Below are 23,549 nucleotides of genomic sequence, written 5' to 3' on the forward strand. Positions count from 1 at the left end.
TGGCTCAGTTAATCCGAACCGGCGCGTCAGTAATTTGACCGTGCCAGCTTTTTTGACTTAACTAGTGCTGTTTTCAGATTTCAGACGTCTATAAGCAGAGAATGCCTACAGGCGTCTTGATTGCCTCCCTTTGGAGGCAGGTTCACTAGGGAAGTTGCTATTGCATGTGGCGTGAAACCAAAATTCTGCTGATCGATGACGATAGCGTTCGCCGCCGCGATTTGGCGGTGATTTTGAATTTTCTCGGTGAAGAAAATTTGCCCTGCGGCAGCCACGATTGGCAGCAGTCGGTCAGCTCGTTGTCGTCGAGCCGTGAAATCCTGTGTGTGCTTATCGGTACGGTTAACGCTCCTGGCGCAGCTCTGGGCTTGTTAAAGACAGTGGCTACCTGGGATGAGTTCCTTCCCGTGTTGCTGATGGGCGATATTTCTTCCGTGGACCTTCCGGAAGACCAACGCCGCCGCGTCCTGTCCACCCTGGAAATGCCCCCCAGCTACAGCAAGTTGCTCGATTCCCTGCACCGTGCCCAGGTCTACCGCGAGATGTACGAGCAGGCCCGCGAGCGCGGTCGTCACCGCGAGCCCAACCTGTTCCGCAGCCTCGTCGGCACCAGCCGGGCGATCCAGCACGTGCGTCAGATGATGCAGCAAGTGGCCGACACCGACGCCAGCGTGCTGATCCTCGGCGAGTCCGGCACTGGCAAGGAAGTGGTCGCGCGCAACCTGCACTACCACTCCAAGCGCCGCGACGGGCCTTTTGTGCCGGTCAACTGTGGGGCGATTCCCGCCGAGTTGCTGGAAAGCGAACTGTTCGGCCATGAGAAGGGCGCCTTCACCGGCGCCATCACCAGCCGCGCCGGGCGTTTCGAGCTGGCCAATGGCGGCACCCTGTTTCTCGACGAAATCGGCGACATGCCGTTGCCGATGCAGGTCAAGTTGTTGCGGGTGTTGCAGGAGCGCACTTTCGAGCGCGTAGGCAGCAACAAGACCCAAGGCGTGGACGTGCGCATCATCGCCGCCACCCACAAAAACCTTGAAAGCATGATCGAAGTGGGCAGTTTCCGTGAGGACCTGTACTACCGCCTCAACGTGTTCCCCATCGAGATGGCGCCCCTGCGCGAGCGGGTCGAAGACATCCCGCTGCTGATGAACGAACTGATCTCGCGCATGGAGCACGAAAAGCGCGGTTCGATCCGCTTCAACTCGGCGGCCATCATGTCGCTGTGCCGTCATGGCTGGCCGGGCAACGTCCGCGAGCTGGCCAACCTGGTGGAGCGCATGGCGATCATGCACCCGTACGGGGTGATTGGCGTGGTCGAGTTGCCGAAGAAATTCCGCTACGTCGACGACGAAGACGAACAACTGGTGGACAGCCTGCGCAGCGACCTGGAAGAGCGCGTGGCGATCAATGGCCACACGCCGAACTTCGCCGCCAGCGCCATGCTGCCGCCCGAAGGCCTGGACTTGAAGGACTACCTCGGTGGCCTGGAGCAGGGCTTGATCCAACAGGCGCTGGACGATGCCAACGGTATCGTGGCGCGGGCCGCCGAGCGCCTGCGCATTCGCCGTACCACCCTGGTGGAGAAGATGCGCAAGTACGGCATGAGCCGCCGCGACGGTGATGAACAGGCGGATGATTGACGCCTGTTTTTTAACTTGCTGAAAACCCACGCGTTTTTTTCCGGCACGGGTATTGCTATAGGTCTCGTAACCTTCCGTTTAACTGACGGTCAGCCACACGAGATAGCCTTATGCCCCACGCCGCCCCGATGCCTCCTGCCCCTGATACCCAGGCGCAATCGTCGTCCGTAGAGCAGGCGAGCCGATTGGGGCTTGAGCAGGCGTTCGCCCTGTTCAATCAAATGTCCAGCCAACTGACCGACTCCTACAGCATGCTCGAAGCGCGGGTTACCGAGCTTAAGGGCGAATTGGCCGTGGTCAGTGCCCAGCGCATGCAAGAACTGGCCGAGAAAGAACGCCTGGCCAATCGCCTGCAAAACCTGCTCGACCTGTTGCCGGGCGGCGTCATCGTGATCGATGCCCAAGGCAGGGTGCGCGAAGCCAACCCGGCGGCGAGCGAGTTGCTCGGCTTGCCGTTGGTGGGGCAGTTGTGGCGCCAGGTCATTGCCCGCTGCTTCGCCCCGCGCGAGGACGACGGCCACGAAGTGTCCCTCAAGGACGGCCGGCGCCTGTCCATCGCCACCCGTTCCCTGGACGCCGAGCCCGGGCAATTGGTGTTGCTCAACGACTTGACGGAAACCCGGCACCTGCAAGACCAATTGGCACGCCACGAACGCCTGTCGTCCCTGGGCCGCATGGTGGCGTCCCTGGCCCATCAGATCCGCACGCCGCTGTCCGCCGCTCTGCTGTATGCCAGCCATTTGACCGAGCGTGAGTTGCCGGTGGACACCCAGCAGCGTTTTGCCGGGCGCCTCAAGGAGCGCCTGCACGAGTTGGAGCATCAGGTGCGCGACATGCTGGTGTTCGCCCGTGGCGAGCTGCCGCTGACCGACCGCATCACCCCGGGCGCCCTGATGCAGGCCCTGCAAGCGGCGGCCCTGACCCACGTGCAGGCATTGCCGGTCCGCTGGCAGTGCGACAGCCATGAGGGCGAGTTGCTGTGCAACCGCGACACCCTGGTGGGGGCGCTGCTGAACCTGATTGAAAACGCGATCCAGGCCAGCGCCGGTGAGGTGCGCCTGAAAGTTCATGTATATCGCCGGGGCAACAGCCTGCGTATCAGCGTCAGCGACAGTGGCTGTGGCATCGAGTTGGGCGTGCTCGAACGCCTCGGCGAGCCGTTCTTCACCACTAAAACCACCGGGACAGGCCTGGGCCTGACCGTGGTCAAGGCGGTGGCCCGGGCACATCAAGGACAATTGCAGTTGCGCTCGCGACTGGGTCGCGGCACGTGTGCCACGGTGACCCTGCCGCTGTTTTCCGCTGAACAGCCCTGCGTTCAAGGGGCGGAGTAAAAGTCATGGCAATCAAGGTGTTACTGGTGGAAGACGACCGTGCGTTGCGCGAGGCCCTGGCCGATACGCTGCTGCTCGCCGGGCATGACTACCAGGCTGTGGGCTCGGCCGAAGAGGCGTTGCAGGCGGTGGCGGGCGAGGCATTCAACCTGGTGGTCAGCGACGTCAACATGCCAGGCATGGATGGCCATCAGTTGCTCGCCCTTTTGCGCGCCCGCCAGCCCCAGTTGCCGGTGTTGCTGATGACCGCCCACGGCGCCGTAGAGCGGGCGGTAGACGCCATGCGCCAAGGCGCGGCGGATTACCTGGTCAAGCCGTTCGAGCCCAAGGCCCTGCTGGACCTGGTGGCGCGCCATGCCCTCGGCAACCTGGGCGCCAGCGACGGCGAAGGCCCGGTGGCCTTCGAGCCGGCCAGCGCGCAGTTGCTGGAACTGGCCGCCCGGGTGGCGAAAAGTGATTCCACGGTGCTGATTTCCGGCGAGTCCGGCACCGGCAAAGAAGTTTTGGCGCGCTATATCCACCAGCATTCCCACCGTGCCACCCAGCCGTTCATTGCCATTAACTGCGCGGCGATCCCCGACAACATGCTGGAGGCCACCCTGTTCGGCCACGAGAAGGGCTCGTTCACGGGCGCCATCGCCGCCCAGGCCGGCAAGTTCGAGCAGGCCGATGGCGGCACCCTTTTGCTCGACGAGATTTCCGAGATGCCCCTGGGCCTGCAAGCCAAGCTGCTGCGGGTGTTGCAGGAGCGTGAGGTGGAGCGGGTCGGTGCCCGCAAGCCCATCAGCCTCGATATCCGTGTGGTGGCCACCACCAACCGTGACTTGGCCGGTGAAGTGGCGGCGGGGCGCTTTCGTGAAGACCTCTACTACCGCCTCTCGGTGTTTCCCCTGGCCTGGCGCCCGTTGCGCGAGCGTACCGCCGATATTCTGCCGCTGGCCGAGCGTTTGCTGGCCAAACACGTCAATAAAATGAAGCACGCTGCCGCCCGATTGTCGCCTCAGGCCCAGGCTTGCCTGATGGCCTACCCATGGCCAGGCAACGTGCGCGAGTTGGATAACGCCATTCAGCGAGCGCTGATTTTGCAACAGGGCGGCTTGATCCAGCCCCAGGACTTCTGCCTGGCCGGGCCGGTGGCCTGTGCACCATTGCCAGCCTTGGGTGCGCCGACAGTACCGCCCGATTGCGCCGAACCCAGCACCGCCCTGGGCGATGACCTGCGCCGCCGTGAGTTCCAGATGATTATCGACACCCTGCGCGCCGAGCGCGGGCGGCGCAAGGAAGCGGCTGAGCGCCTGGGCATCAGCCCGCGCACCTTGCGCTACAAACTGGCGCAAATGCGCGATGCCGGCATGGATGTCGAGGCTTATTTGTTCGCCACATGATGGCTCATTGATATCGGTCAAGTCGGCTTTTGTTTTTTGCTGCCCCGTAGCTGGCACCCTTGTTGCTAACACCACCTTAGCTGCTGTGAGAGTGTCAAAAAATTGCGTGTTGTCGGAGAGAGTGGACCATGAGCCAAGGTATTGAATTCAATCGGTTGATGCTGGATATGCGGGCCATGCAAATGGACGCCATGTCGCAATCGAAAACCGTCGCCGCCGTGCCGCAAATGGCCGGCAACAGCTTTTCCGAAATGCTCGGTTCGGCCATCAACAAGGTCAACGATACCCAGCAGGCGTCGAGCCAGTTGTCCACCGCATTCGAAATCGGCAAGAGCGGGGTCGACCTGACCGACGTGATGATCGCCAAGGAAAAGGCCGGGGTTTCGTTCCAGGCACTGACCCAGGTGCGCAACAAACTGGTCCAGGCGTACCAAGACATCTCGCAGATGCCGGTCTAAGGAAGATATTGAGTCATGGCTGATGCAGTCGCCGATAACGTTCCGGCCAAGGTAGCCCCGCCCGAGGGCAAGCCGCCGCTGTTTGGTTTGTCCTTCCTGGAAAACCTCTCCGAGATGACCATGTTGCGTCAGGTCGGCCTCATGGTCGGCCTGGCCGCGAGCGTGGCGATTGGCTTTGCCGTGGTGCTGTGGTCGCAGCAGCCGGACTATCGGCCGCTGTACGGCAGCCTGGCGGGGATGGATGCCAAGCAGGTCATGGACACCCTGGCCACCGCCGACATCGCCTACACCGTGGAGCCCAACTCCGGGGCGCTGCTGGTCAAGGCCGATGACCTGCCGCGCGCGCGCCTCAAGCTGGCGGCAGCGGGGGTGACCAATGGCGACGGCAATATCGGTTTCGAGATCCTCGACAAGGACCAGGGCCTGGGCACCAGCCAGTTCATGGAGGCGACCCGTTACCGTCGTGGCCTGGAAGGCGAACTGGCGCGCACCATCTCCAGCCTCAACAACGTCAAGGGCGCCCGTGTGCACCTGGCGATCCCGAAAAGCTCGGTGTTCGTGCGCGACGAACGCAAGCCCAGCGCGTCGGTGCTGGTAGAGCTGTATTCGGGCCGCTCCCTGGAGCCGGGCCAGGTGCTGGCCATCGTCAACCTGGTGGCCACCAGTGTTCCCGAGCTGAGCAAATCCCAGATCACTGTGGTCGACCAGAAAGGCAACCTGCTCTCCGATCAGGCGGAAAACTCCGAACTGACCATGGCCGGCAAGCAATTCGACTACAGCCGCCGCATGGAAGGCATGCTCACCCAGCGCGTGCACAACATCCTGCAACCGGTGCTGGGCAACGACCGCTACAAGGCTGAAGTCTCGGCTGACGTCGATTTCAGCGCGGTGGAGTCCACCTCCGAACAGTTCAACCCGGACCAGCCTGCGCTGCGCAGCGAGCAGTCGGTCAACGAACAGCGCACCGCCAGCAATGGCCCGCAAGGGGTGCCCGGCGCGCTGAGCAACCAGCCGCCAGCCCCGGCCTCGGCGCCGCAGACCACCGGCGGTGCAACCGCCGCGGCCGGCATGGTGCAACCCGGCCAGCCGCTGCTGGATGCCAACGGCCAGCAGATCATGGACCCGGCCACCGGCCAGCCGATGCTCGCCCCGTACCCGGCGGACAAGCGCCAGCAATCGACCAAGAACTTCGAGCTCGACCGCTCCATCAGCCACACCAAGCAGCAGCAAGGGCGCCTCAACCGCCTGTCGGTGTCGGTGGTGGTGGACGACCAGGTCAAGATCAACCCGGCCAATGGCGAAACCACCCGCGCACCGTGGAGCGCCGATGAACTGGGCCGCTTCACGCGCCTGGTGCAGGACGCCGTGGGCTTCGATGCCAGCCGTGGCGACAGCGTGAGCGTCATCAACATGCCGTTCTCCGTCGAACGTGGCGAAGTGATCGCCGAAATTCCGTTCTACTCCCAGCCCTGGTTCTGGGACGTGGTCAAGCAAGTGCTGGGCGTGCTGTTCATCCTGGTGCTGGTGTTCGGCGTGCTGCGCCCGGTGCTCAACAACATCACCGGCCACGGCAAGAACCGCCAGTTGGCCGGCCTGGGCAGCGACATGGAACTGGGCGGCATGGGCGGCCTCGATGGCGAACTGGCCAACGACCGCGTCAGCCTCGGCGGGCCGACCAGCATCCTGTTGCCGAGCCCGAGCGAGGGCTATGACGCCCAATTGAACGCAATCAAGAGCCTGGTGGCTGAAGACCCGGGCCGCGTGGCCCAGGTCGTGAAAGAGTGGATTAACGCAGATGAGTGATAACCGAGCCGCCATCGCCAAGCTCACCCGTGTGGACAAGGCTGCGATCCTGCTGCTGTCTTTGGGTGAAACCGACGCCGCACAAGTGCTGCGCCACATGGGCCCCAAGGAAGTGCAACGGGTCGGCGTGGCCATGGCCCAGATGGGCAACGTGCACCGCGAGCAAGTCGAGCAGGTGATGAGCGAATTCGTCGATATCGTCGGCGATCAGACCAGCCTGGGCGTGGGTTCTGACGGCTACATCCGCAAGATGCTCACCCAGGCCCTGGGCGAGGACAAGGCCAACGGCCTGATCGACCGCATCCTGCTGGGTGGCAACACCAGCGGCCTGGACAGCCTCAAGTGGATGGAGCCGCGCGCCGTGGCGGACGTGATCCGCTACGAGCACCCGCAGATCCAGGCCATCGTGGTTGCCTACCTGGACCCGGACCAGGCCGGCGAAGTGCTCGGCCACTTCGACCATAAGGTGCGTTTGGACATCATCTTGCGGGTATCGTCGCTGAACACCGTACAACCGGCGGCGCTCAAAGAGCTCAACCAGATTCTCGAGAAGCAGTTCTCGGGCAACTCCAACGCCTCGCGCACCACCCTGGGCGGCATCAAGCGTGCGGCCGACATCATGAACTTCCTCGACAGCTCCATCGAAGGCCAGCTCATGGACTCGATCCGCGAAGTCGACGAAGACCTCTCCGGCCAGATCGAGGACCTCATGTTTGTGTTCAACAACCTGTCCGATGTCGACGACCGTGGCATCCAGGCCCTGTTGCGCGAAGTCTCCTCCGATGTGCTGGTGCTGGCCCTCAAGGGCTCGGACGAAGGCGTCAAGGAAAAGATCTTCAAGAACATGTCCAAACGTGCTTCCGAGCTGCTGCGCGACGACCTCGAGGCCAAGGGCCCGGTGCGCGTCAGCGACGTGGAAACGGCGCAGAAAGAAATCCTCACCATTGCCCGCCGTATGGCCGAAGCCGGAGAAATCGTTCTCGGCGGGAAGGGCGGCGAAGAAATGATCTAAGGCTCGATCAATGTCCAGCAATGATGAGCACTCCGACCTGATCCGTGCCCGTGACGTCAGTGGCCTTGACGTCTGGGCGCTGCCCAGCTTCGACCCGCACAAGCCCGAGCCGGAACCTGAGCCCGAGCCTGAAGAGGTGCCGGTGGAAATGGAGGAAGTGCCGCTGGAGGAAGTCCAGCCCATTACCCTCGAAGAACTCGAAAGCATCCGCCAGGAGGCCTACAACGAAGGCTTCGCCACGGGGGAGAAGGAAGGTTTCCACAGCACCACGCTCAAAGTGCGCCAGGAGGCCGAACAGGCCCTTAACGCCAAGCTGTCGAGCCTGGAGCGGCTGATGGCCAGCCTGTTCGCGCCGATTGCCGAGCAGGACACCCAGATCGAAAAAGCCATGGTCAACCTGGTGGAGCACATCAGCCGCCAGGTGATCCAGCGCGAATTGAGCCTGGATTCGAGCCACGTCGAAATGGTCATCCGCGAAGCCCTCAAGCTGTTGCCCCTGGATGCGCAGAACGTGCGGCTGTTCATCAACCCGCAGGATTTCGACCAGGTCAAAGCCCTGCGCGAGCGCCATGAAGAGCAGTGGCGCATCGTCGAAGACGCCAGCCTGCTGCCCGGCGGCCTGCGGGTGGAAACCGCCCACAGCCGCATCGACGCCACGGTAGAAACCCGCCTCAAGCAGGCGCTGGACAAGCTCTTCGACCAATTGCACGAACAGGTCCTGCACCCGGCCGCGGCCGATATCAGCCTCGACCTGGCGGCCGTGGAGCGCGAGGCTCGGGCCGCCAAGCCCCAGGCCCCGGCCGAAACCCAAGCCCAGATCGAAGAAGCCGCCGAGATTGGCCCGGACGCCGACGATGCGCCTTGATCGCACCAGTTTCGCCAAGCGCCTGGGCAGCTATGCCCCGGCCATTGAACTGGCGGAGCAACCGATCCTCGAGGGGCGCCTGCTGCGCATGGTCGGCCTGACCCTGGAAGCCGAAGGCCTGCGCGCCGCCATGGGCAGCCGCTGCGTGGTCATTAACGACGACAGCTATCACCCGGTGCAGGTCGAGGCGGAAGTTATGGGCTTCTCCGGCAGCAAGGTGTTCCTGATGCCGGTGGGCAGCGTCGCCGGCATCGCGCCGGGGGCGCGGGTGGTGCCCCTGGCCGACACCGGGCGCCTACCCATGGGCATGAGCATGCTCGGCCGGGTACTCGACGGCGCCGGCCGTGCGCTGGACGGCAAGGGCGGGATGAAGGCCGAAGACTGGGTGCCCATGGACGGGCCCGCCATCAACCCCCTCAAGCGCAACCCCATCAGCCAGCCGCTGGACGTGGGCATTCGCTGCATCAACGGTTTATTGACGGTGGGCCGTGGCCAGCGCCTGGGCCTGTTCGCCGGTACGGGCGTGGGCAAGAGTGTGCTGCTGGGCATGATGACCCGCTTCACCGAGGCCGACATTATCGTCGTTGGCCTGATTGGCGAGCGGGGCCGGGAGGTCAAGGAGTTCATCGAGCACATCCTCGGTGAAGAAGGCCTCAAGCGTTCGGTGGTGGTGGCCTCGCCCGCCGACGATGCGCCGCTGATGCGCTTGCGCGCAGCCATGTACTGCACGCGCATCGCCGAATATTTTCGCGACAAGGGCAAGAACGTCCTGTTGCTGATGGACTCGCTCACCCGTTTCGCCCAGGCCCAGCGGGAAATCGCCCTGGCCATTGGCGAGCCGCCCGCAACCAAGGGCTACCCGCCCTCGGTGTTCGCCAAACTGCCGAAACTGGTGGAGCGTGCCGGTAATGCCGAGGCCGGTGGCGGCTCGATCACCGCGTTCTACACCGTGCTGTCCGAGGGCGATGACCAGCAAGACCCCATCGCGGACTCGGCGCGGGGTGTGCTCGACGGCCACATCGTGCTGTCCCGGCGCCTGGCCGAAGAGGGCCATTACCCGGCCATCGATATCGAAGCGTCCATTAGCCGGGTCATGCCCTCGGTGGTCACCCCCGAACACATGAAGCGCGCCCAGCAGTTCAAGCAGTTGTGGTCGCGCTTCCAGCAGAGCCGCGACCTGATTAGCGTGGGCGCTTATGTGGCCGGTGGCGACCGGGAAACCGACATGGCCATCGCCCTGCAACCGGCGATGGTCACCTACCTGCGCCAAGGGTTGAACGACAACATCAGCCTGGCCGAGAGCCAAAGCCACCTGGCGTCGGTGTTCGCCCCGGCCCCCGGCGGCTAACCGGCCATGGCCCAAAGCCGTGCAACGCGCCTGGCCCCCGTGGTCGATATGGCCGAAAGCGCCGAGCGCAGTGCTGCCCAGCGCCTGGGGCATTTCCAGGGCCAGGTGCAATTGGCGCAAAGCAAGCTCGGCGACCTGGAACGCTTTCGCGCCGAATACCAGCAGCAGTGGATCGAGCGCGGCAGCCACGGGGTGTCCGGGCAATGGCTGATGAATTACCAGCACTTTCTCAACCAACTGGAAACCGCCGTCGGCCAGCAGCGCCAGAGCCTGGCCTGGCACGAAAACAATCTCAACAAGGCCCGCGAAGCCTGGCAGCAGGCCTACGCCCGGGTCGAGGGCCTGCGCAAACTGGTGCAGCGCTACGTTGACGAGGCGCGGGCGCTGGAAGACAAGCGCGAGCAAAAACTGCTGGATGAACTGTCCCAGCGCCTGCCGCGCCACGACGTCTATTGAGGATTTATTTGGCCATTGGCCAGTGTCTGCGGTTGCCCGTATCTCTACAGGCTGCTACACCTTGTACAGGTTGCCAATGACAAGGACGTATTCATCATGTCGGTTGTTACTGAAGTTTCCCCGGATGGGCAAAAACTGACGATATCGATCAAAGGACGGTTCGATTTCGGCAGGCACCAGGAATTTCGCGAGGCCTATGAACGGCTCAACCGAATACCTGAGTCTTTTGTGGTGGACTTGAAAGAAGCCACCTACCTCGACAGCTCTGCCTTGGGCATGCTGCTCTTGCTGCGCGACCACGCCGGCGGCGACGATGCCGACGTGCGGGTTATCAACAGCAGCTCGGACGTGCGCAAGATCCTGGCGATTTCCAATTTCGACAAGCTGTTCGACATCAGTTGAGCGGCCTTGCACCGACGAGCGAAGGCCTGACGATCCTGATTGCCGAAGACAGCGCCGCCGACCGCATGCTCCTGTCGAACATCGTGCGCCGCCAGGGCCACGCCGTGCTCGCCGCCCGCGATGGCGCCGAGGCGGTGGCGCTGTTTAGCCAGCAGCGCCCGCACCTGGTGTTGATGGACGCGATGATGCCGGTGATGGACGGCTTCGAGGCTGCGCGTCAGATCAAGGCGCTGGCCGGCGAGGCACTGGTGCCGATCATCTTCCTCACCTCCCTGAGCGAGAGCCACGCCTTGGCGCGGTGCCTGGAGGCGGGCGGCGATGACTTCCTGGCCAAGCCCTACAACCCGGTGATCCTCGCCGCCAAGATCAAGGCCATGGACCGCTTGCGTCGCCTGCAGGCCACGGTGCTGCAACAGCGCGACCAGATCGCCAGCCACCACGACTACCTGCTCAACGAGCAGCGGGTGGCCAAGGCTGTGTTCGACAAAGTCGCCCATTCAGGCTGCCTGAGCGCTGCCAATATCCGCTACCTGCAATCGCCCTATGCCTTGTTCAATGGCGATTTGCTGCTCGCCGCCTTCACACCCGCCGGGGACATGCACGTGTTGCTGGGGGATTTCACTGGCCATGGCTTGCCCGCCGCCGTGGGCGCCATGCCGTTGGCGGAGGTGTTCTATGGCATGACGGCCAAGGGCTATGGCCTGGCCGAGACGCTGCGGGAGATGAACGCCAAGCTCAAACGCATCCTGCCGGTGGACATGTTCTGCTGCGCCACGCTGTTGTGCCTCAGCGCCCAGCGCTGCTCGGTGGAGGTGTGGAACGGCGGCATGCCCGATGGCTACCTGCATTGCGCGGTAACCGGGGTGCGCACGCCGCTGCTGTCCGAGCACCTGCCTCTGGGGGTACTGGGCGCCGAGGCGTTCGATGACCGCACCCACGTTTGGCCGATGGCGCCGGGGGATCGGGTGTTCCTGCTCTCGGACGGGGTGATCGACACCTGCGACGCCCACGAGCAACTGTTCGGCGCCGAGCGTTTGCAGCAGGTATTCGCCGCCAACCGCCAGCCCGAGCACCTGTTCGAGGAAATCGAAGTGGCGCTGCAACGCTTCGGCGGCCGCGCCCGGGATGACGTGAGCATGGTCGAGGTCACCCAGGGCCAGGCTCAGGAGTGGGTCGCGCCGACCATGGTTTACTCCGACAGCGGCCAGCTGTGCCCGCTGGACTGGTCGGTGAGTTTTGAATTCCGCGCTGCCACCCTCAAACGCTTCAACCCCTTGCCCTACTTGCTGCAACTGCTGTTGGAGGTGCACGGCCTGCGGGCCCAGAGCGCGGCACTCTACAGCGTGCTGGCCGAGCTTTACTCCAACGCCCTGGAACACGGCGTGCTGGGCCTGGACTCAGCCATCAAGCGCGATGCCCGGGGGTTTGCCAGCTATTACCAAGCGCGCGCGGAGCGCCTCGGCGCCTTGGTCGAAGGCTATGTGCGCGTGCATCTGCAGGTGGCGCCGCAAGAGGAGGGCGGCAGCCTGGTGATCCGGGTCGAGGACAGTGGCCTGGGGTTTGATGTGGGGCACGTCATGGCCGCGCCGACGGAGGTGGGGCGCTTGTCCGGGCGCGGTGTGAATCTGATACGCCAACTGAGCCGCAACGCCAGTTGGTCGGACAACGGGCGCTGTGCCCGCGTGGAGTTTTCCTGGGCGGCTCAGGCATAATCCGCCCATTCTTGAGCAGGGAGCGAACAAGTGGCTGAGATTCATCTGGACCGCGACGTATTGAGTGCGCTGCAGGAGGTGATGGAAGGGGAGTTCGGTGCGCTGCTCGAGACCTTCATCAGCGACTCGCACCAGCGTTTGCAGCAACTGCACAAAGCCAGTGACCGCCGGCAACTGGTCGCCACCGCCCACAGCTTCAAGGGCAGTAGCAGCAATATGGGCGCGGTGCACCTGGCGGCCCTGTGCCATCGCCTGGAACAGAGCGCGGCCGACCTGGCGCCGCAGGACGTCGACGCACTGGTGGCGCAGATCGACCGCGAATTTGCCATCGTGAGCCAGTTGTATCGGCAAGAGGCCGATGCGTTTCGCGGTTGAGCAGCACCGCTGCGGACAAAAACAGCGCGAACCTGGCAACCTGGCCCGCGCCTTGCAATGCAGTTCTCCACCTGTACCTACGAGCCCAGTGCAGTGGAGAACCTGTTATGCCCCTGACCCCCAATTCCCTTTTGCAGAGCGCCCCGGCAGCCAAGGCTCAGTCGGCCAGCGCCAATTCCCTGACGGCGGCGGCAAAGCCCGAGGACAGCGGGTCGAGCTTCTCCAGCGTGTACGCCAAGGAGGCTGTGAACACCCCGGCGCCGGTGAGTGAAGGGGCACACAAGGGTGGGCGCGAAGCCGTGGCCAACAAGCACGACAAGCCATCCAAGCAGGACGCTGGCGCCGATAAGGCGGCCACCCCTGAACCGACGGTTGCCGATAGCGGCAATACCTTGCCTGTCGAGCCGGTAGCCCCAGACAACACCGATGCCGATGCCGACAGCGCCGAACAGGCACCTGTGGTGGTGGCCCCGCCCGCCGACCCGGCACTTGACCCCGCGCTTGATCCGGCCTTGATGCAAGCGGTGCTGCCGGTTGCCCCGGCGCCTGTGCCGGCGCCCTCGGCCAGCGCTGCGGCCACTGAGGCGCAGGCGCGGATCGAGGCGCCGTTGGCGGCGGCCGTGGCGGCCCAGTCCACCGTTGCCGAGACTGAATTCGACCCCGAAGCCGACCCGTTGGATGCCTTGCCCGTTGTGCGCCTGGCCATGGAGCAAAGCGGCCATGTCTCGGCTTCCAGCCAAGGCCCGGCCAAGGCGGCGCCTGAACAGGCGCCACTGACCCCGGCGCAGAACTTCGCCAACGGCATGGCCTCGATGCTCGACCAGCAGGCGGCCACCGACAGTTCCGGGCAGGGCGGCGAAAAAACTTTCACGGCTTTGCTCGATGATGGCCTTAAGGACCTCAAGGGCGCTGCCAGTGACACCCGCGTCGACGATTTCGCCAGCCGTTTGGCCAACCTGACCCAGGCCACCACCGCCAAGACCGCCAACGTGGTGCCGGTCAACCAGCCGCTGGCCATGCACCAAAGTGGCTGGACCGAAGAAGTGGTCAACCGGGTGATGTACCTGTCCAGCGTCAACCTCAAGTCTGCCGACATCCAGTTGGAGCCGGCCGAACTGGGGCGCCTGGATATCCGCGTGAATATGGCCACCGACCAGCCGACCCAGGTCAGCTTCATGAGCGGCCACGCTGGCGTGCGCGAAGCCTTGGAAGGCCAGATGTTCCGCCTGCGGGAGATGTTTACCCAGCAGGGCATGGGCCAGGTGGACGTCAACGTCTCGGACCAGAACCGCGGCCAGGAACAGGCCCATCAAGGCCAGAACCACACCAGCCCCAGCGGCGCCCGCCGTGATGCTGGCGTGGAAGATGACCTGAGCATCGCCGCCGAAGCGGCGCCCGCCAGCGGCCTGAGCCAGGTGATCGGCTCCAGCGCGGTGGATTACTACGCCTGATGCCTGGGCCGCACCGGGCAGGCCGCCATCGCGAGCGAGCTCGCTCCCACTCAAGCCGGACCCCGTGGGAGCGAGCCTGCTCGCGATAGCGCGGCATCAGCCGCCGATTTGACTGTGAGCCTGCTTGCACAGCCGTTCTCAAATTCCCTGACAACTCTGGCATAACACTTGCTCTTGCCTTGCCGTGCGACTGTGAAAACCCGAAAAGCGACGGATTATTGGCATGGCGAATAGCGAAGCAGTGAAAGAACCCGCCGGGAAAGGCAAGCTCAAGCTGATCCTGGTGATTGTGGCGGCAGTGCTGCTGGCCATCGGCCTGTCCGTGGGGGCGACCTGGTATTTCATGCACAGCGCCAAAAGCACCCCCGAGGTGGCGCCCGAGGCGGCGAGCAACCTTAAGCCGGTGGCGATCTACGAGCCCATGGCCCCGGCCTTTGTCGCCAACTTCAACCAGAACGGCCGCCAACGCTATATGCAGGTGAGCATCACCCTGCTGGCGCGCAACCAGGCTGACCTGGATGCCCTGAAAGTGCATATGCCGGTGATCCGCAACAACCTGGTCATGCTGTTTTCCGCACAGAGCTTCGACACCCTGGCCACCCCGGTCGGCCAGGAAATGCTGCGCCAGAAGGCAACCGCCAGCGTGCAGGAAGTGGCGCAGAAAGAAGTGGGCAAAGTGGTGGTCGAGCAGTTGCTCTTTACTAACTTCGTACTGCAGTAGGAACACGACATGGCCGTGCAAGACCTGCTGTCCCAGGATGAGATCGATGCGCTGCTGCATGGCGTCGATGACGGTCTGGTACAGACCGATAACGCCGCCGAGCCCGGCAGCGTCAAAAGCTACGACCTGACCAGCCAGGATCGCATCGTGCGCGGGCGCATGCCGACCCTGGAGATGATTAACGAACGCTTTGCCCGCTATACCCGCATCAGCATGTTCAACATGCTGCGCCGTTCGGCGGACGTGGCGGTGGGCGGCGTGCAGGTGATGAAGTTCGGCGAGTACGTGCATTCGCTGTATGTGCCCACCAGCCTCAACCTGGTGAAGATCAAGCCGCTGCGCGGCACCGCGCTGTTCATCCTCGACGCCAAGTTGGTGTTCAAGTTGGTGGACAACTTCTTCGGCGGCGATGGCCGCCACGCCAAGATCGAGGGCCGTGAATTCACGCCCACCGAACTGCGGGTGGTGCGCATGGTGCTGGAACAGGCCTTCACCGACTTGAAGGAGGCCTGGCAGGCGATCATGGAAGTCAACTTCGAGTACATCAACTCGGAAGTGAACCCGGCCATGGCCAACATCGTCGGCCCCAGCGAGGCGGTGGTGGTTTCGACCTTCCATATCGAACTCGATGGCGGTGGCGGCGACCTGCACGTGACCATGCCGTACTCGATGATCGAGCCGGTGCGCGAGATGCTCGACGCGGGCTTCCAGTCCGACCTGGACGACCAGGACGAGCGCTGGGTCAAGGCCCTGCGCGAGGACGTGCTGGATGTGGACGTGCCCCTGAGCGCCACCGTGGCCCGTCGCCAGTTGCGCCTGCGCGACATCCTGCACATGCAGCCGGGGGATGTGATCCCGGTGGAGTTGCCGGACGAAATGGTCATGCGCGCCAACGGCGTACCGGCGTTCAAGGTCAAGCTCGGTTCCCATAAGGGCAACCTGGCGCTGCAAGTGATTGAACCCATCGAGCGCCGCTAGGCGGCCCCGATACGAATTAGCGTTGTTAATTGATTGACTGCCCGCCGAGGACAACTGATGGCTGACGAACACGACATGATTAGCGCCGAAGACCAGGCCCTGGCCGATGAATGGGCTGCGGCACTGGGCGAATCCGGCGATGCCGGGCAGGACGATATCGACGCCTTGCTGGCGGCGGACGCGGGCACGGCGCCCAGCTCCAACCGCTTGCCGATGGAAGAATTCGGCAGCGTGCCTAAAAGCCACGAGCCGGTGAGCCTGGAAGGCCCGAACCTGGATGTGATCCTGGATATTCCGGTGTCGATCTCCATGGAAGTGGGCAGCACCGATATCAACATCCGCAACCTGTTGCAGCTCAACCAGGGCTCGGTGATCGAACTCGATCGCCTGGCGGGCGAGCCGCTGGACGTGCTGGTCAACGGCACGTTGATCGCCCACGGCGAAGTGGTGGTGGTCAACGAAAAGTTCGGCATCCGCCTGACTGACGTGATTAGCCCCAGCGAACGCATCAAGAAGCTGCGCTAAGTGAAACGGCTCCTGGGCGTTCTTCTGGCGCTGCCGTTCAGCGTGCTGGCGGCCGAGCCTGTGGCGGCGGTGGCCAAACCGGTGGCCAGCAGTGGTGTGGCCGGGCAATTGACGCAATTGGTGCTGGGCCTGCTGCTGGTGCTGGGGTTGATTTTCTTCCTCGCCTGGCTGCTGCGCCGGGTGCAGCAGGCCGGGCCGGCAGGCAAGGGCCAGGTGATCGAGTTGATCGGTTCCCGCGCCCTGGGCCCGCGCGATCGTCTGGTGCTGGTGCAAGTGGGCAACGAGCAGATCCTGCTGGGCCTGACCCCGGGCACCATCACGGCGCTGCATGTGCTCAAGGAGCCGGTGCAGGTGCCCAGCAGCGAACCGGCCACCCCGGAGTTCGCCCAGCGGCTGATGGAAATTCTAGGCAAGGATAAGAAGTGATGGTTGCGTTGCGCGTGATGCTGGCGCTGGCCCTGATGCTGGCCACGCCTCTGGTGTGGGCGGCCGACCCGCTGTCGATCCCGGCGATTACCCTGGGCACCGGGGCCGATGGCCAGCAAGAGTATTCGGTCAGCCTGCAAATCCTGCTGATAATGACGGCGCTGAGCTTTATCCCGGCGTTCGTCATGCTGATGACCAGTTTCACCCGGATCATCATCGTCTTTTCCATCCTGCGTCAGGCCCTGGGCCTGCAGCAGACGCCGTCGAACCAGATCCTCACCGGCATGGCGCTGTTTCTGACCATGTTCATCATGGCCCCGGTGTTCGACCGGGTGAACCAGGACGCCCTGCAACCGTATCTGGCGGAAAAACTCAGCGCCCAGGACGCCGTGGCCAAGGCCCAGGTGCCCCTCAAGGATTTCATGCTGGCCCAGACCCGCAGCAGCGACCTGGAGCTGTTCGTGCGCCTGTCCAAGCGCACGGACATCGCCACGCCGGATCAGGCGCCGCTGACTATCCTGGTGCCGGCCTTTGTCACCTCGGAGCTGAAAACCGCGTTCCAGATCGGCTTCATGATCTTCATTCCGTTTCTCATCATCGACCTGGTGGTGGCCAGTGTGCTGATGGCCATGGGCATGATGATGCTGTCGCCGCTGATTATTTCCTTGCCGTTCAAGATCATGCTGTTCGTCCTGGTGGATGGCTGGGCGCTGATAATCGGCACCCTGGCGGGCAGTTTCGGTGGTGTTTAGCTTTTTACTGGCGGGTAGCCTGTCATGACGCCTGAAGTAGCGGTTGACCTGTTTCGCGAAGCGCTGTGGCTGACCACCATGATGGTGGCGGTGCTGGTGGTGCCCAGCCTGTTGGTGGGCCTGTTGGTGGCGATGTTCCAGGCCGCGACCCAGATCAACGAACAAACCCTGAGCTTTCTGCCGCGCCTGCTGGTGATGCTGGTGACGCTGATCGTCGCCGGCCCCTGGCTGGTGCAGTCCTTTATGGAATACATCCTGCAGTTGTACGGCAGTATTCCGCAGTTGATTGGCTAGGCCATGTCTTTGCTGGCGCTGACGGACGCGCAAATCGGCACCTGGGTGGCGACCTTCATGCTGCCGTTGTTCCGTATCGCCGCCGTGTTGATGACCATGCCCATCATCGGCACCACCTTGGTGTCGACGCGCATCCGCCTGTATTTCGCCCTGGCCATTACCGTGGTCGTGGTACCGGGCCTGCCGCCCATGCCCGAGGTCAATGCCCTGGATCTCAGCGCGCTGCTGCTGGTGGCCGAGCAGGTCATCATCGGCGCCTTGCTGGGCTTTTCGTTGCAGTTGTTTTTCCAGGCATTCGTGGTGGCCGGGCAAATCGTCGCGATCCAGATGGGCATGGGCTTCGCCTCCATGGTTGACCCCACCAACGGCGTGTCGGTGGCGGTGATCGGGCAGTTCCTGACCATGCTGGTGACCCTGCTGTTTCTGGCCATGAACGGCCACCTGGTGGTGTTCGAGGTGCTGACCGAGAGCTTCACCACGCTGCCGGTGGGCGGTGGCATCCTCGTCAACAGTTTCTGGGAAGTGGCCGGCAAGCTCGGCTGGGTGCTGGGCGCGGCGCTGATGCTGGTACTGCCGGCCATCACCGCGTTGCTGGTGGTTAACGTCGCTTTCGGCGTGATGACCCGCGCCGCGCCGCAACTGAACATCTTCTCCATCGGTTTTCCCCTGACCATGGTGCTGGGCCTGGTGATTTTCTGGTTCGGCCTGGCGGACATTCTCAATCAGTATCAGCCGCTGGCCGTCGAGGCCTTGCAGTTTTTACGCGAACTGGCACGGGCGCGCTAAGCCATGGCAGAGAGTGAAAGCGGTCAGGACAAAACAGAAGACCCCACGGAGAAACGCAAAAAGGACTCCCGGGAAAAGGGCGAGATCGCCCGCTCCAAAGAGCTCAACACCCTGGCCATCATGCTCGCCGGCGCCAGTGCGCTGCTGATCTACGGCGCCGGTCTGGCCCAGGACCTGCTGGAGCTGATGCGCCTGAACTTCTCCCTGCCCCGGGAAGTGCTGATGGACACCGGCGCCATGGCCAGCTACCTGCTGCACTCCGGCAAAATCGCCATCCTCGCCTTGCAGCCGGTGCTGATTACCTTGTTGCTGGCCGCGATCATCGGGCCGATTGCCCTGGGCGGCTGGTTGTTCGCCGCCGGCACCCTGGCGCCGAAATTCAGCCGCATGAACCCGGGGGCGGGGATTAAGCGCATGTTCTCGGCCAAGGCCGTGATCGAGCTACTCAAGGCCCTGGCCAAGTTCTTCATCATCCTGTTCGTGGCGTTGGCGGTGTTGTCTGCCGATATCGACGACCTGGTGCGCATCGCCCACGAACCGCTGGACCAAGCGATTATCCACAGCGCCCAAGTGGTGGGCTGGAGCGCTCTGTGGATGGCTTGCGGCTTGCTGCTGATCGTTGCGGTGGACGTGCCCGTGCAGTTGTGGGAAAGCCACAAGAAGCTGTTGATGACCAAGCAGGAGATTCGCGACGAGCACAAGGACCAGGAAGGGCGCCCGGAGGTCAAGCAGCGGATTCGTCAGGTGCAGTACGAAATGTCCCAGCGCCGGATGATGGCCTCGGTGCCCGACGCCGACGTAATTATCACCAACCCGACCCACTACGCCGTGGCCCTCAAGTACGACCCGGAGAAGGGCGCTGCGCCCATGCTGCTGGCCAAGGGCAGCGACTTCACGGCGTTGAAGATCCGCGAAATAGCCGTGGCCAACGACATCCTCCTGCTGGAGTCGCCGGCCCTGGCGCGCTCGATTTTCTACTCCACCGAGCTTGAGCAGGAAATCCCCGCGGGGCTGTACCTGGCCGTGGCCCAGGTGCTGGCCTATGTCTATCAGATCCGCCAGCACCGGGCGGGCAAGGGCAAGCGCCCCGACCCCCTCAAAGACCTGCCGATACCGCCGGATTTGCGCCGCGATTCCTGATGTATTGCTAGCCGGCCTGGCCCAAGTCGGCCCCTGTGGGGGTGGGCTCGGCCGCGATAACGCCCTCAAACCCACCTAAAACGCCCGCCCGCATCCCCCTGCGCAAAAGTTGGAAGGCTTCTTGCAGTAGCCGCCCTGCGCCTGCCTCTGGCGTCAAAAGATTGCTTTAAAAGGAACGGTGAATTTCCGGTGGATCGCTCTAACTTGCTCAACTCGGCGCGCAACAACCTGACTGACCTGTCGCGGGGCAATCTGGGTGTGCCGTTGTTGCTGTTGGTCATGCTGGCAATGATGATGTTGCCGATCCCACCGTTCCTGCTGGACGTGTTCTTTACCTTCAACATCGCCCTGTCCATCGTGGTCCTACTGGTGTGCGTGTACGCCTTGCGGCCGCTGGATTTCGCCGTGTTCCCCACCATTTTGCTGGTGGCGACGCTGCTGCGCCTGGCGCTCAACGTGGCGTCCACACGGGTGGTAATGCTCCACGGCCAGGACGGCCACGCCGCTGCGGGCAAGGTGATCCAGGCCTTCGGTGAGGTGGTGATCGGCGGTAACTACGTGGTCGGTATCGTGGTGTTCGCGATTTTGATGATTATCAACTTCGTCGTGGTAACCAAGGGTGCCGGGCGGATTTCCGAGGTCAGCGCCCGCTTCACCCTCGACGCCATGCCCGGCAAACAAATGGCCATCGACGCCGACCTCAACGCCGGCCTGATCGATCAGAACCAAGCCAAGATGCGCCGCACGGAAGTGGCCCAGGAAGCCGAGTTCTACGGCTCCATGGACGGTGCCAGCAAATTCGTGCGCGGCGATGCCATCGCCGGCCTGCTGATTCTGTTCATCAACCTGATCGGCGGCATGGCCGTGGGTATCTTCCAGCACGGCATGACCTTCGGCGATGCGGGCAAGGTGTACGCCTTGCTGACCATCGGTGACGGTTTGGTGGCGCAATTGCCATCACTGCTGTTGTCCACCGCTGCCGCGATCATGGTGACCCGGGCTTCGGGTTCCGAAGACATGGGCAAGCAGATCAACCGGCAGATGTTCGCTTCGCCCAAGGCCCTGGCGGTGTCCGCCGGGCTGATGGCGGTGATGGGCCTGGTGCCGGGCATGCCGCACTTCTCGTTCCTGAGCATGGCAGCGGTGGCCGGTGGCGCCGCGTACCTGTTCTGGAAAAAACAGAACACCGTCAAGGTCCAGGCCCTGGAAGAGGTGCAGCGCCAGCAGGAGCTGCTGCCGTCGCCGGCCCGCGCCCAGGAAACCAAGGAGTTGGGCTGGGACGACGTGACCCCCATCGACATGATCGGCCTGGAAGTGGGCTACCGCTTGATCCCGCTGGTGGATCGCAACCAGGGTGGCCAGTTGCTGGCGCGGATCAAGGGCGTGCGCAAGAAGCTGTCCCAGGACCTGGGCTTTCTCATGCCCACGGTGCATATCCGCGACAACCTCGACCTGGCGCCCAGCGCCTATCGCCTGACCCTGATGGGCGTGATCCTGGCCGAAGCGGAGATCTACCCGGACCGCGAACTGGCAATCAACCCCGGCCAAGTGTTCGGCACCCTCAACGGCATCACCGCCAAAGACCCGGCCTTCGGCCTGGACGCGGTGTGGATCGAAATCAGTCAGCGTTCCCAGGCGCAATCGCTGGGCTACACGGTGGTGGACGCCAGCACAGTGGTGGCGACCCACTTGAACCAGATTCTCTACAAGCACTCCAGCGAACTGCTGGGCCACGAAGAGGTCCAGCAACTGATGCAATTGCTGGCCAAGGGCTCGCCGAAACTGGCTGAAGAGCTGGTGCCGGGGGTGCTGTCGCTGTCGCAGTTGCTCAAAGTGCTGCAAGCCTTGCTCGCCGAACAGGTGCCGGTACGCGACATTCGTAGCATTGCCGAAGCCATCGCCAATAATGCAGCCAAGAGTCAAGATACTGCCGCTTTGGTTGCCGCGGTGCGCGTCGGATTGTCCCGCGCTATCGTGCAAAGCATTGTAGGCACTGAGTCTGAGCTGCCTGTCATCACCTTGGAACCAAGGTTGGAACAAATATTGCTCAATAGTCTGCAGAAGGCAGGGCAAGGCGCCGATGAAGGCGTTCTGCTGGAGCCAAGCATGGCCGAGAAGCTGCAGCGTTCGTTGATCGACGCCGCTCAGCGCCAGGAAATGCAAGGTCAACCGGTGATTCTGCTGGTAGCCGGCCCCGTTCGCGCGATGCTCTCGCGGTTCGGACGCCTGGCGGTCCCGGGTTTGCACGTGTTGGCGTATCAGGAAATTCCTGACAACAAGCAAGTGACCATCGTTGCGACAGTAGGGCCCAACGGCTGAGGTAGTGGGTTATGCAAGTGAAGCGTTTTTTCGCCGCCGATATGCGTCAGGCCATGAAACTGGTGCGTGATGAGCTGGGCGCGGATGCGGCCATCATCGGCAACCGGCGGATCGCTGGCGGTGTCGAGCTGACGGCTGCCCTGGATTACAAACTGTCGGCCCTGGCCCCGCGCGTGCCGAACATCGAACTCGAAGACGAACTGCGCAAGACCCAGTCGCGCATCGTGACCGCCCAGGCCGAATTGAGCCTGCGTGGCGACGGCGACCCGAGCACCAATCGCCAGTTGTTCGCCGGCCTGCCGCTGACTGCCGCCGAACCGCTGATCGAACCGACCTTCGTCGAGCCGCCACGCCCGGCGCCGGTGGCCCCGGCCTCGCAGTCGGTGGACCAGCGCGCGTTCGACTCCATGCGCTTTGAACTCAATGGCCTGCGCGAACTGCTGGAAGTGCAGCTCGGCTCCCTGGCCTGGAACCAGTTGCAAGGCAGCCGCCCGCAGCAGGCCAACCTGTGGCGGCGCCTGCAGCGCATCGGCTTGTCCGGGCCGCTGTCGCGGGACTTGCTGGCCCTGATTACCGAATTCGACGAACCTCGCCAGGCCTGGCGCATGCTGTTGGCGCACTTGGCGCGCATGATCGCCACGCCGGAAATCGAACCCCTGGAAGAGGGGGGTGTGATTGCCATGGTCGGCCCCGCCGGCATGGGCAAGACCACCACCCTGGCCAAATTGGCGGCCCGTTACGTGCTCAAGTACGGCGCGCAGAACATCGCCCTGGTGAGCATGGACAGCTACCGCATCGGCGCTCAGGAGCAGCTCAAGACCTTGGGCCGCATCCTCAACGTCTCGGTGACCCATGTCGATCCGGGCCAGTCCTTGGCGCAAGCCCTCGACCCGCTGCTGCGCAAGCGCGTGGTGCTGATCGACACCGCCGGCCTGCAGGCCAGCGACCCGGCCCTGCGTATGCAGCTGGAAAGCCTGGCCGGGCGCGGCATCCGCTCCAAGAACTACCTGGTGCTGGCCACCACCAGCCAGAAGCAAGTGCTGACCGCCGCGTACCACAGTTACAAGCGTTGCGGGCTGGCTGGCTGCATTCTGACTAAGCTGGACGAGACGGCGAGCCTGGGCGAGGTGTTGAGCCTGGCTATCAGCCATGAATTACCGGTGGCCTATCTGACCGATGGGCCGCGTATTCCCGATGACTTGCACTTGCCGCGCCGCCACCAATTGGTCAGCCGTGCCGTAAGTGTGCAAATGCAGGAAGAACCCAGCGAAGAAGCCATGGCTGACATGTTCGCTGACCTTTACCACAGCCCGGCCAAGCAGGTCGGCTGAGGTTTAATGAATAGATTGCAGTGAACCTACATCGAT

The 23,549-nt window shown here is 63.5% G+C and carries 23 protein-coding genes; all 23 read left to right on the top strand.

What is annotated here, in order from left to right; all coding sequences use genetic code 11:
• Positions 1 to 164: 164 nt before the first annotated feature.
• The 23 genes from AC19YR_RS10545 (at position 165) to flhF (ending at position 23,513) form a co-directional block, all read left to right on the top strand.
• Positions 165 to 1,640, top strand: a complete 1,476-nt coding sequence (locus AC19YR_RS10545; protein WP_500598351.1) for a sigma-54 dependent transcriptional regulator — start codon at positions 165 to 167, stop codon at positions 1,638 to 1,640.
• A gap of 128 nt (positions 1,641 to 1,768) precedes the next feature.
• Positions 1,769 to 2,974, top strand: a complete 1,206-nt coding sequence (locus AC19YR_RS10550; protein ID WP_500598447.1) for a sensor histidine kinase — start codon at positions 1,769 to 1,771, stop codon at positions 2,972 to 2,974.
• Positions 2,975 to 2,979: 5 nt separating this feature from the next.
• On the top strand, positions 2,980 to 4,359 hold the full coding sequence (locus tag AC19YR_RS10555) for a sigma-54-dependent transcriptional regulator (protein ID WP_095110695.1): 1,380 nt from the start codon (positions 2,980 to 2,982) through the stop codon (positions 4,357 to 4,359).
• 128 nt (positions 4,360 to 4,487) lie between these two features.
• On the top strand, positions 4,488 to 4,817 hold the full coding sequence (gene fliE / locus AC19YR_RS10560; protein WP_095110694.1) for a flagellar hook-basal body complex protein FliE: 330 nt from the start codon (positions 4,488 to 4,490) through the stop codon (positions 4,815 to 4,817).
• A gap of 15 nt (positions 4,818 to 4,832) precedes the next feature.
• Positions 4,833 to 6,620 (top strand): flagellar basal-body MS-ring/collar protein FliF, encoded by a 1,788-nt coding sequence (gene fliF / locus AC19YR_RS10565; protein WP_095110693.1) that lies wholly within the window; start codon positions 4,833 to 4,835, stop codon positions 6,618 to 6,620.
• Complete coding sequence (gene fliG, locus AC19YR_RS10570) at positions 6,613 to 7,632, top strand: flagellar motor switch protein FliG (protein ID WP_095110692.1); 1,020 nt, start codon at positions 6,613 to 6,615, stop codon at positions 7,630 to 7,632. Before fliF ends, fliG begins: the two co-directional genes overlap by 8 nt.
• A gap of 10 nt (positions 7,633 to 7,642) precedes the next feature.
• On the top strand, positions 7,643 to 8,497 hold the full coding sequence (gene fliH / locus AC19YR_RS10575; protein WP_500598353.1) for a flagellar assembly protein FliH: 855 nt from the start codon (positions 7,643 to 7,645) through the stop codon (positions 8,495 to 8,497).
• Positions 8,487 to 9,845: a flagellar protein export ATPase FliI gene (gene fliI / locus AC19YR_RS10580; RefSeq protein ID WP_500598354.1), complete on the top strand. Its 1,359-nt coding sequence runs from the start codon at positions 8,487 to 8,489 to the stop codon at positions 9,843 to 9,845. Before fliH ends, fliI begins: the two co-directional genes overlap by 11 nt.
• Positions 9,846 to 9,851: 6 nt before the next feature.
• Complete coding sequence (gene fliJ, locus AC19YR_RS10585) at positions 9,852 to 10,301, top strand: flagellar export protein FliJ (protein WP_095110689.1); 450 nt, start codon at positions 9,852 to 9,854, stop codon at positions 10,299 to 10,301.
• Between the two features lie 96 nt (positions 10,302 to 10,397).
• The gene (locus AC19YR_RS10590) at positions 10,398 to 10,703 is read left to right on the top strand and encodes an STAS domain-containing protein (RefSeq protein WP_095110688.1); all 306 of its coding nucleotides are present in this window, start codon (positions 10,398 to 10,400) and stop codon (positions 10,701 to 10,703) included.
• The gene (locus AC19YR_RS10595) at positions 10,700 to 12,415 is read left to right on the top strand and encodes a fused response regulator/phosphatase (RefSeq protein ID WP_095110687.1); all 1,716 of its coding nucleotides are present in this window, start codon (positions 10,700 to 10,702) and stop codon (positions 12,413 to 12,415) included. The genes AC19YR_RS10590 and AC19YR_RS10595 overlap by 4 nt, the downstream gene beginning before the upstream one ends.
• 30 nt (positions 12,416 to 12,445) lie before the next feature.
• Positions 12,446 to 12,790: an Hpt domain-containing protein gene (locus AC19YR_RS10600; RefSeq protein ID WP_500598357.1), complete on the top strand. Its 345-nt coding sequence runs from the start codon at positions 12,446 to 12,448 to the stop codon at positions 12,788 to 12,790.
• A 107-nt stretch (positions 12,791 to 12,897) separates the two neighbouring features.
• Positions 12,898 to 14,241, top strand: a complete 1,344-nt coding sequence (locus tag AC19YR_RS10605) for a flagellar hook-length control protein FliK (RefSeq protein WP_500598358.1) — start codon at positions 12,898 to 12,900, stop codon at positions 14,239 to 14,241.
• A gap of 223 nt (positions 14,242 to 14,464) precedes the next feature.
• On the top strand, positions 14,465 to 14,962 hold the full coding sequence (gene fliL / locus AC19YR_RS10610) for a flagellar basal body-associated protein FliL (RefSeq protein WP_500598359.1): 498 nt from the start codon (positions 14,465 to 14,467) through the stop codon (positions 14,960 to 14,962).
• A 9-nt stretch (positions 14,963 to 14,971) separates the two neighbouring features.
• Positions 14,972 to 15,940, top strand: coding sequence for a flagellar motor switch protein FliM (fliM, locus tag AC19YR_RS10615; protein ID WP_095110683.1), 969 nt, complete (start codon positions 14,972 to 14,974; stop codon positions 15,938 to 15,940).
• A gap of 57 nt (positions 15,941 to 15,997) precedes the next feature.
• Positions 15,998 to 16,465, top strand: coding sequence for a flagellar motor switch protein FliN (gene fliN, locus AC19YR_RS10620; protein WP_095110682.1), 468 nt, complete (start codon positions 15,998 to 16,000; stop codon positions 16,463 to 16,465).
• Positions 16,466 to 16,891, top strand: coding sequence for a flagellar biosynthetic protein FliO (fliO, locus tag AC19YR_RS10625; protein WP_095110681.1), 426 nt, complete (start codon positions 16,466 to 16,468; stop codon positions 16,889 to 16,891).
• Complete coding sequence (gene fliP / locus AC19YR_RS10630; protein ID WP_095110680.1) at positions 16,891 to 17,643, top strand: flagellar type III secretion system pore protein FliP; 753 nt, start codon at positions 16,891 to 16,893, stop codon at positions 17,641 to 17,643. The genes fliO and fliP overlap by 1 nt, the downstream gene beginning before the upstream one ends.
• 24 nt (positions 17,644 to 17,667) lie before the next feature.
• The gene (gene fliQ, locus AC19YR_RS10635) at positions 17,668 to 17,937 is read left to right on the top strand and encodes a flagellar biosynthesis protein FliQ (protein WP_095110679.1); all 270 of its coding nucleotides are present in this window, start codon (positions 17,668 to 17,670) and stop codon (positions 17,935 to 17,937) included.
• 3 nt (positions 17,938 to 17,940) lie between these two features.
• Positions 17,941 to 18,723, top strand: a complete 783-nt coding sequence (fliR, locus tag AC19YR_RS10640) for a flagellar biosynthetic protein FliR (protein ID WP_095110678.1) — start codon at positions 17,941 to 17,943, stop codon at positions 18,721 to 18,723.
• 3 nt (positions 18,724 to 18,726) lie between these two features.
• Complete coding sequence (gene flhB, locus AC19YR_RS10645; RefSeq protein WP_095110677.1) at positions 18,727 to 19,863, top strand: flagellar biosynthesis protein FlhB; 1,137 nt, start codon at positions 18,727 to 18,729, stop codon at positions 19,861 to 19,863.
• Between the two features lie 189 nt (positions 19,864 to 20,052).
• On the top strand, positions 20,053 to 22,182 hold the full coding sequence (gene flhA, locus AC19YR_RS10650; protein ID WP_500598362.1) for a flagellar biosynthesis protein FlhA: 2,130 nt from the start codon (positions 20,053 to 20,055) through the stop codon (positions 22,180 to 22,182).
• An 11-nt stretch (positions 22,183 to 22,193) separates the two neighbouring features.
• Positions 22,194 to 23,513, top strand: a complete 1,320-nt coding sequence (gene flhF, locus AC19YR_RS10655; RefSeq protein ID WP_095110675.1) for a flagellar biosynthesis GTPase FlhF — start codon at positions 22,194 to 22,196, stop codon at positions 23,511 to 23,513.
• Positions 23,514 to 23,549: the final 36 nt, after the last annotated feature.

The organism is Pseudomonas sp. MF08817, assembly GCF_059862705.1.

Bases quoted from the DNA above. Each gene is read 5' to 3' on its own strand.
- AC19YR_RS10545 (WP_500598351.1), top strand. From the start codon at position 165: ATGTGGCGTGAAACCAAAATTCTGCTGATCGATGACGATAGCGTTCGC.
- AC19YR_RS10550 (WP_500598447.1), top strand. From the start codon at position 1,769: ATGCCTCCTGCCCCTGATACCCAGGCGCAATCGTCGTCCGTAGAGCAG.
- AC19YR_RS10555 (WP_095110695.1), top strand. From the start codon at position 2,980: ATGGCAATCAAGGTGTTACTGGTGGAAGACGACCGTGCGTTGCGCGAG.
- fliE (WP_095110694.1), top strand. From the start codon at position 4,488: ATGAGCCAAGGTATTGAATTCAATCGGTTGATGCTGGATATGCGGGCC.
- fliF (WP_095110693.1), top strand. From the start codon at position 4,833: ATGGCTGATGCAGTCGCCGATAACGTTCCGGCCAAGGTAGCCCCGCCC.
- fliG (WP_095110692.1), top strand. From the start codon at position 6,613: ATGAGTGATAACCGAGCCGCCATCGCCAAGCTCACCCGTGTGGACAAG.
- fliH (WP_500598353.1), top strand. From the start codon at position 7,643: ATGTCCAGCAATGATGAGCACTCCGACCTGATCCGTGCCCGTGACGTC.
- fliI (WP_500598354.1), top strand. From the start codon at position 8,487: ATGCGCCTTGATCGCACCAGTTTCGCCAAGCGCCTGGGCAGCTATGCC.
- fliJ (WP_095110689.1), top strand. From the start codon at position 9,852: ATGGCCCAAAGCCGTGCAACGCGCCTGGCCCCCGTGGTCGATATGGCC.
- AC19YR_RS10590 (WP_095110688.1), top strand. From the start codon at position 10,398: ATGTCGGTTGTTACTGAAGTTTCCCCGGATGGGCAAAAACTGACGATA.
- AC19YR_RS10605 (WP_500598358.1), top strand. From the start codon at position 12,898: ATGCCCCTGACCCCCAATTCCCTTTTGCAGAGCGCCCCGGCAGCCAAG.
- fliL (WP_500598359.1), top strand. From the start codon at position 14,465: ATGGCGAATAGCGAAGCAGTGAAAGAACCCGCCGGGAAAGGCAAGCTC.
- fliM (WP_095110683.1), top strand. From the start codon at position 14,972: ATGGCCGTGCAAGACCTGCTGTCCCAGGATGAGATCGATGCGCTGCTG.
- fliN (WP_095110682.1), top strand. From the start codon at position 15,998: ATGGCTGACGAACACGACATGATTAGCGCCGAAGACCAGGCCCTGGCC.
- fliP (WP_095110680.1), top strand. From the start codon at position 16,891: ATGGTTGCGTTGCGCGTGATGCTGGCGCTGGCCCTGATGCTGGCCACG.
- fliQ (WP_095110679.1), top strand. From the start codon at position 17,668: ATGACGCCTGAAGTAGCGGTTGACCTGTTTCGCGAAGCGCTGTGGCTG.
- fliR (WP_095110678.1), top strand. From the start codon at position 17,941: ATGTCTTTGCTGGCGCTGACGGACGCGCAAATCGGCACCTGGGTGGCG.
- flhB (WP_095110677.1), top strand. From the start codon at position 18,727: ATGGCAGAGAGTGAAAGCGGTCAGGACAAAACAGAAGACCCCACGGAG.
- flhF (WP_095110675.1), top strand. From the start codon at position 22,194: ATGCAAGTGAAGCGTTTTTTCGCCGCCGATATGCGTCAGGCCATGAAA.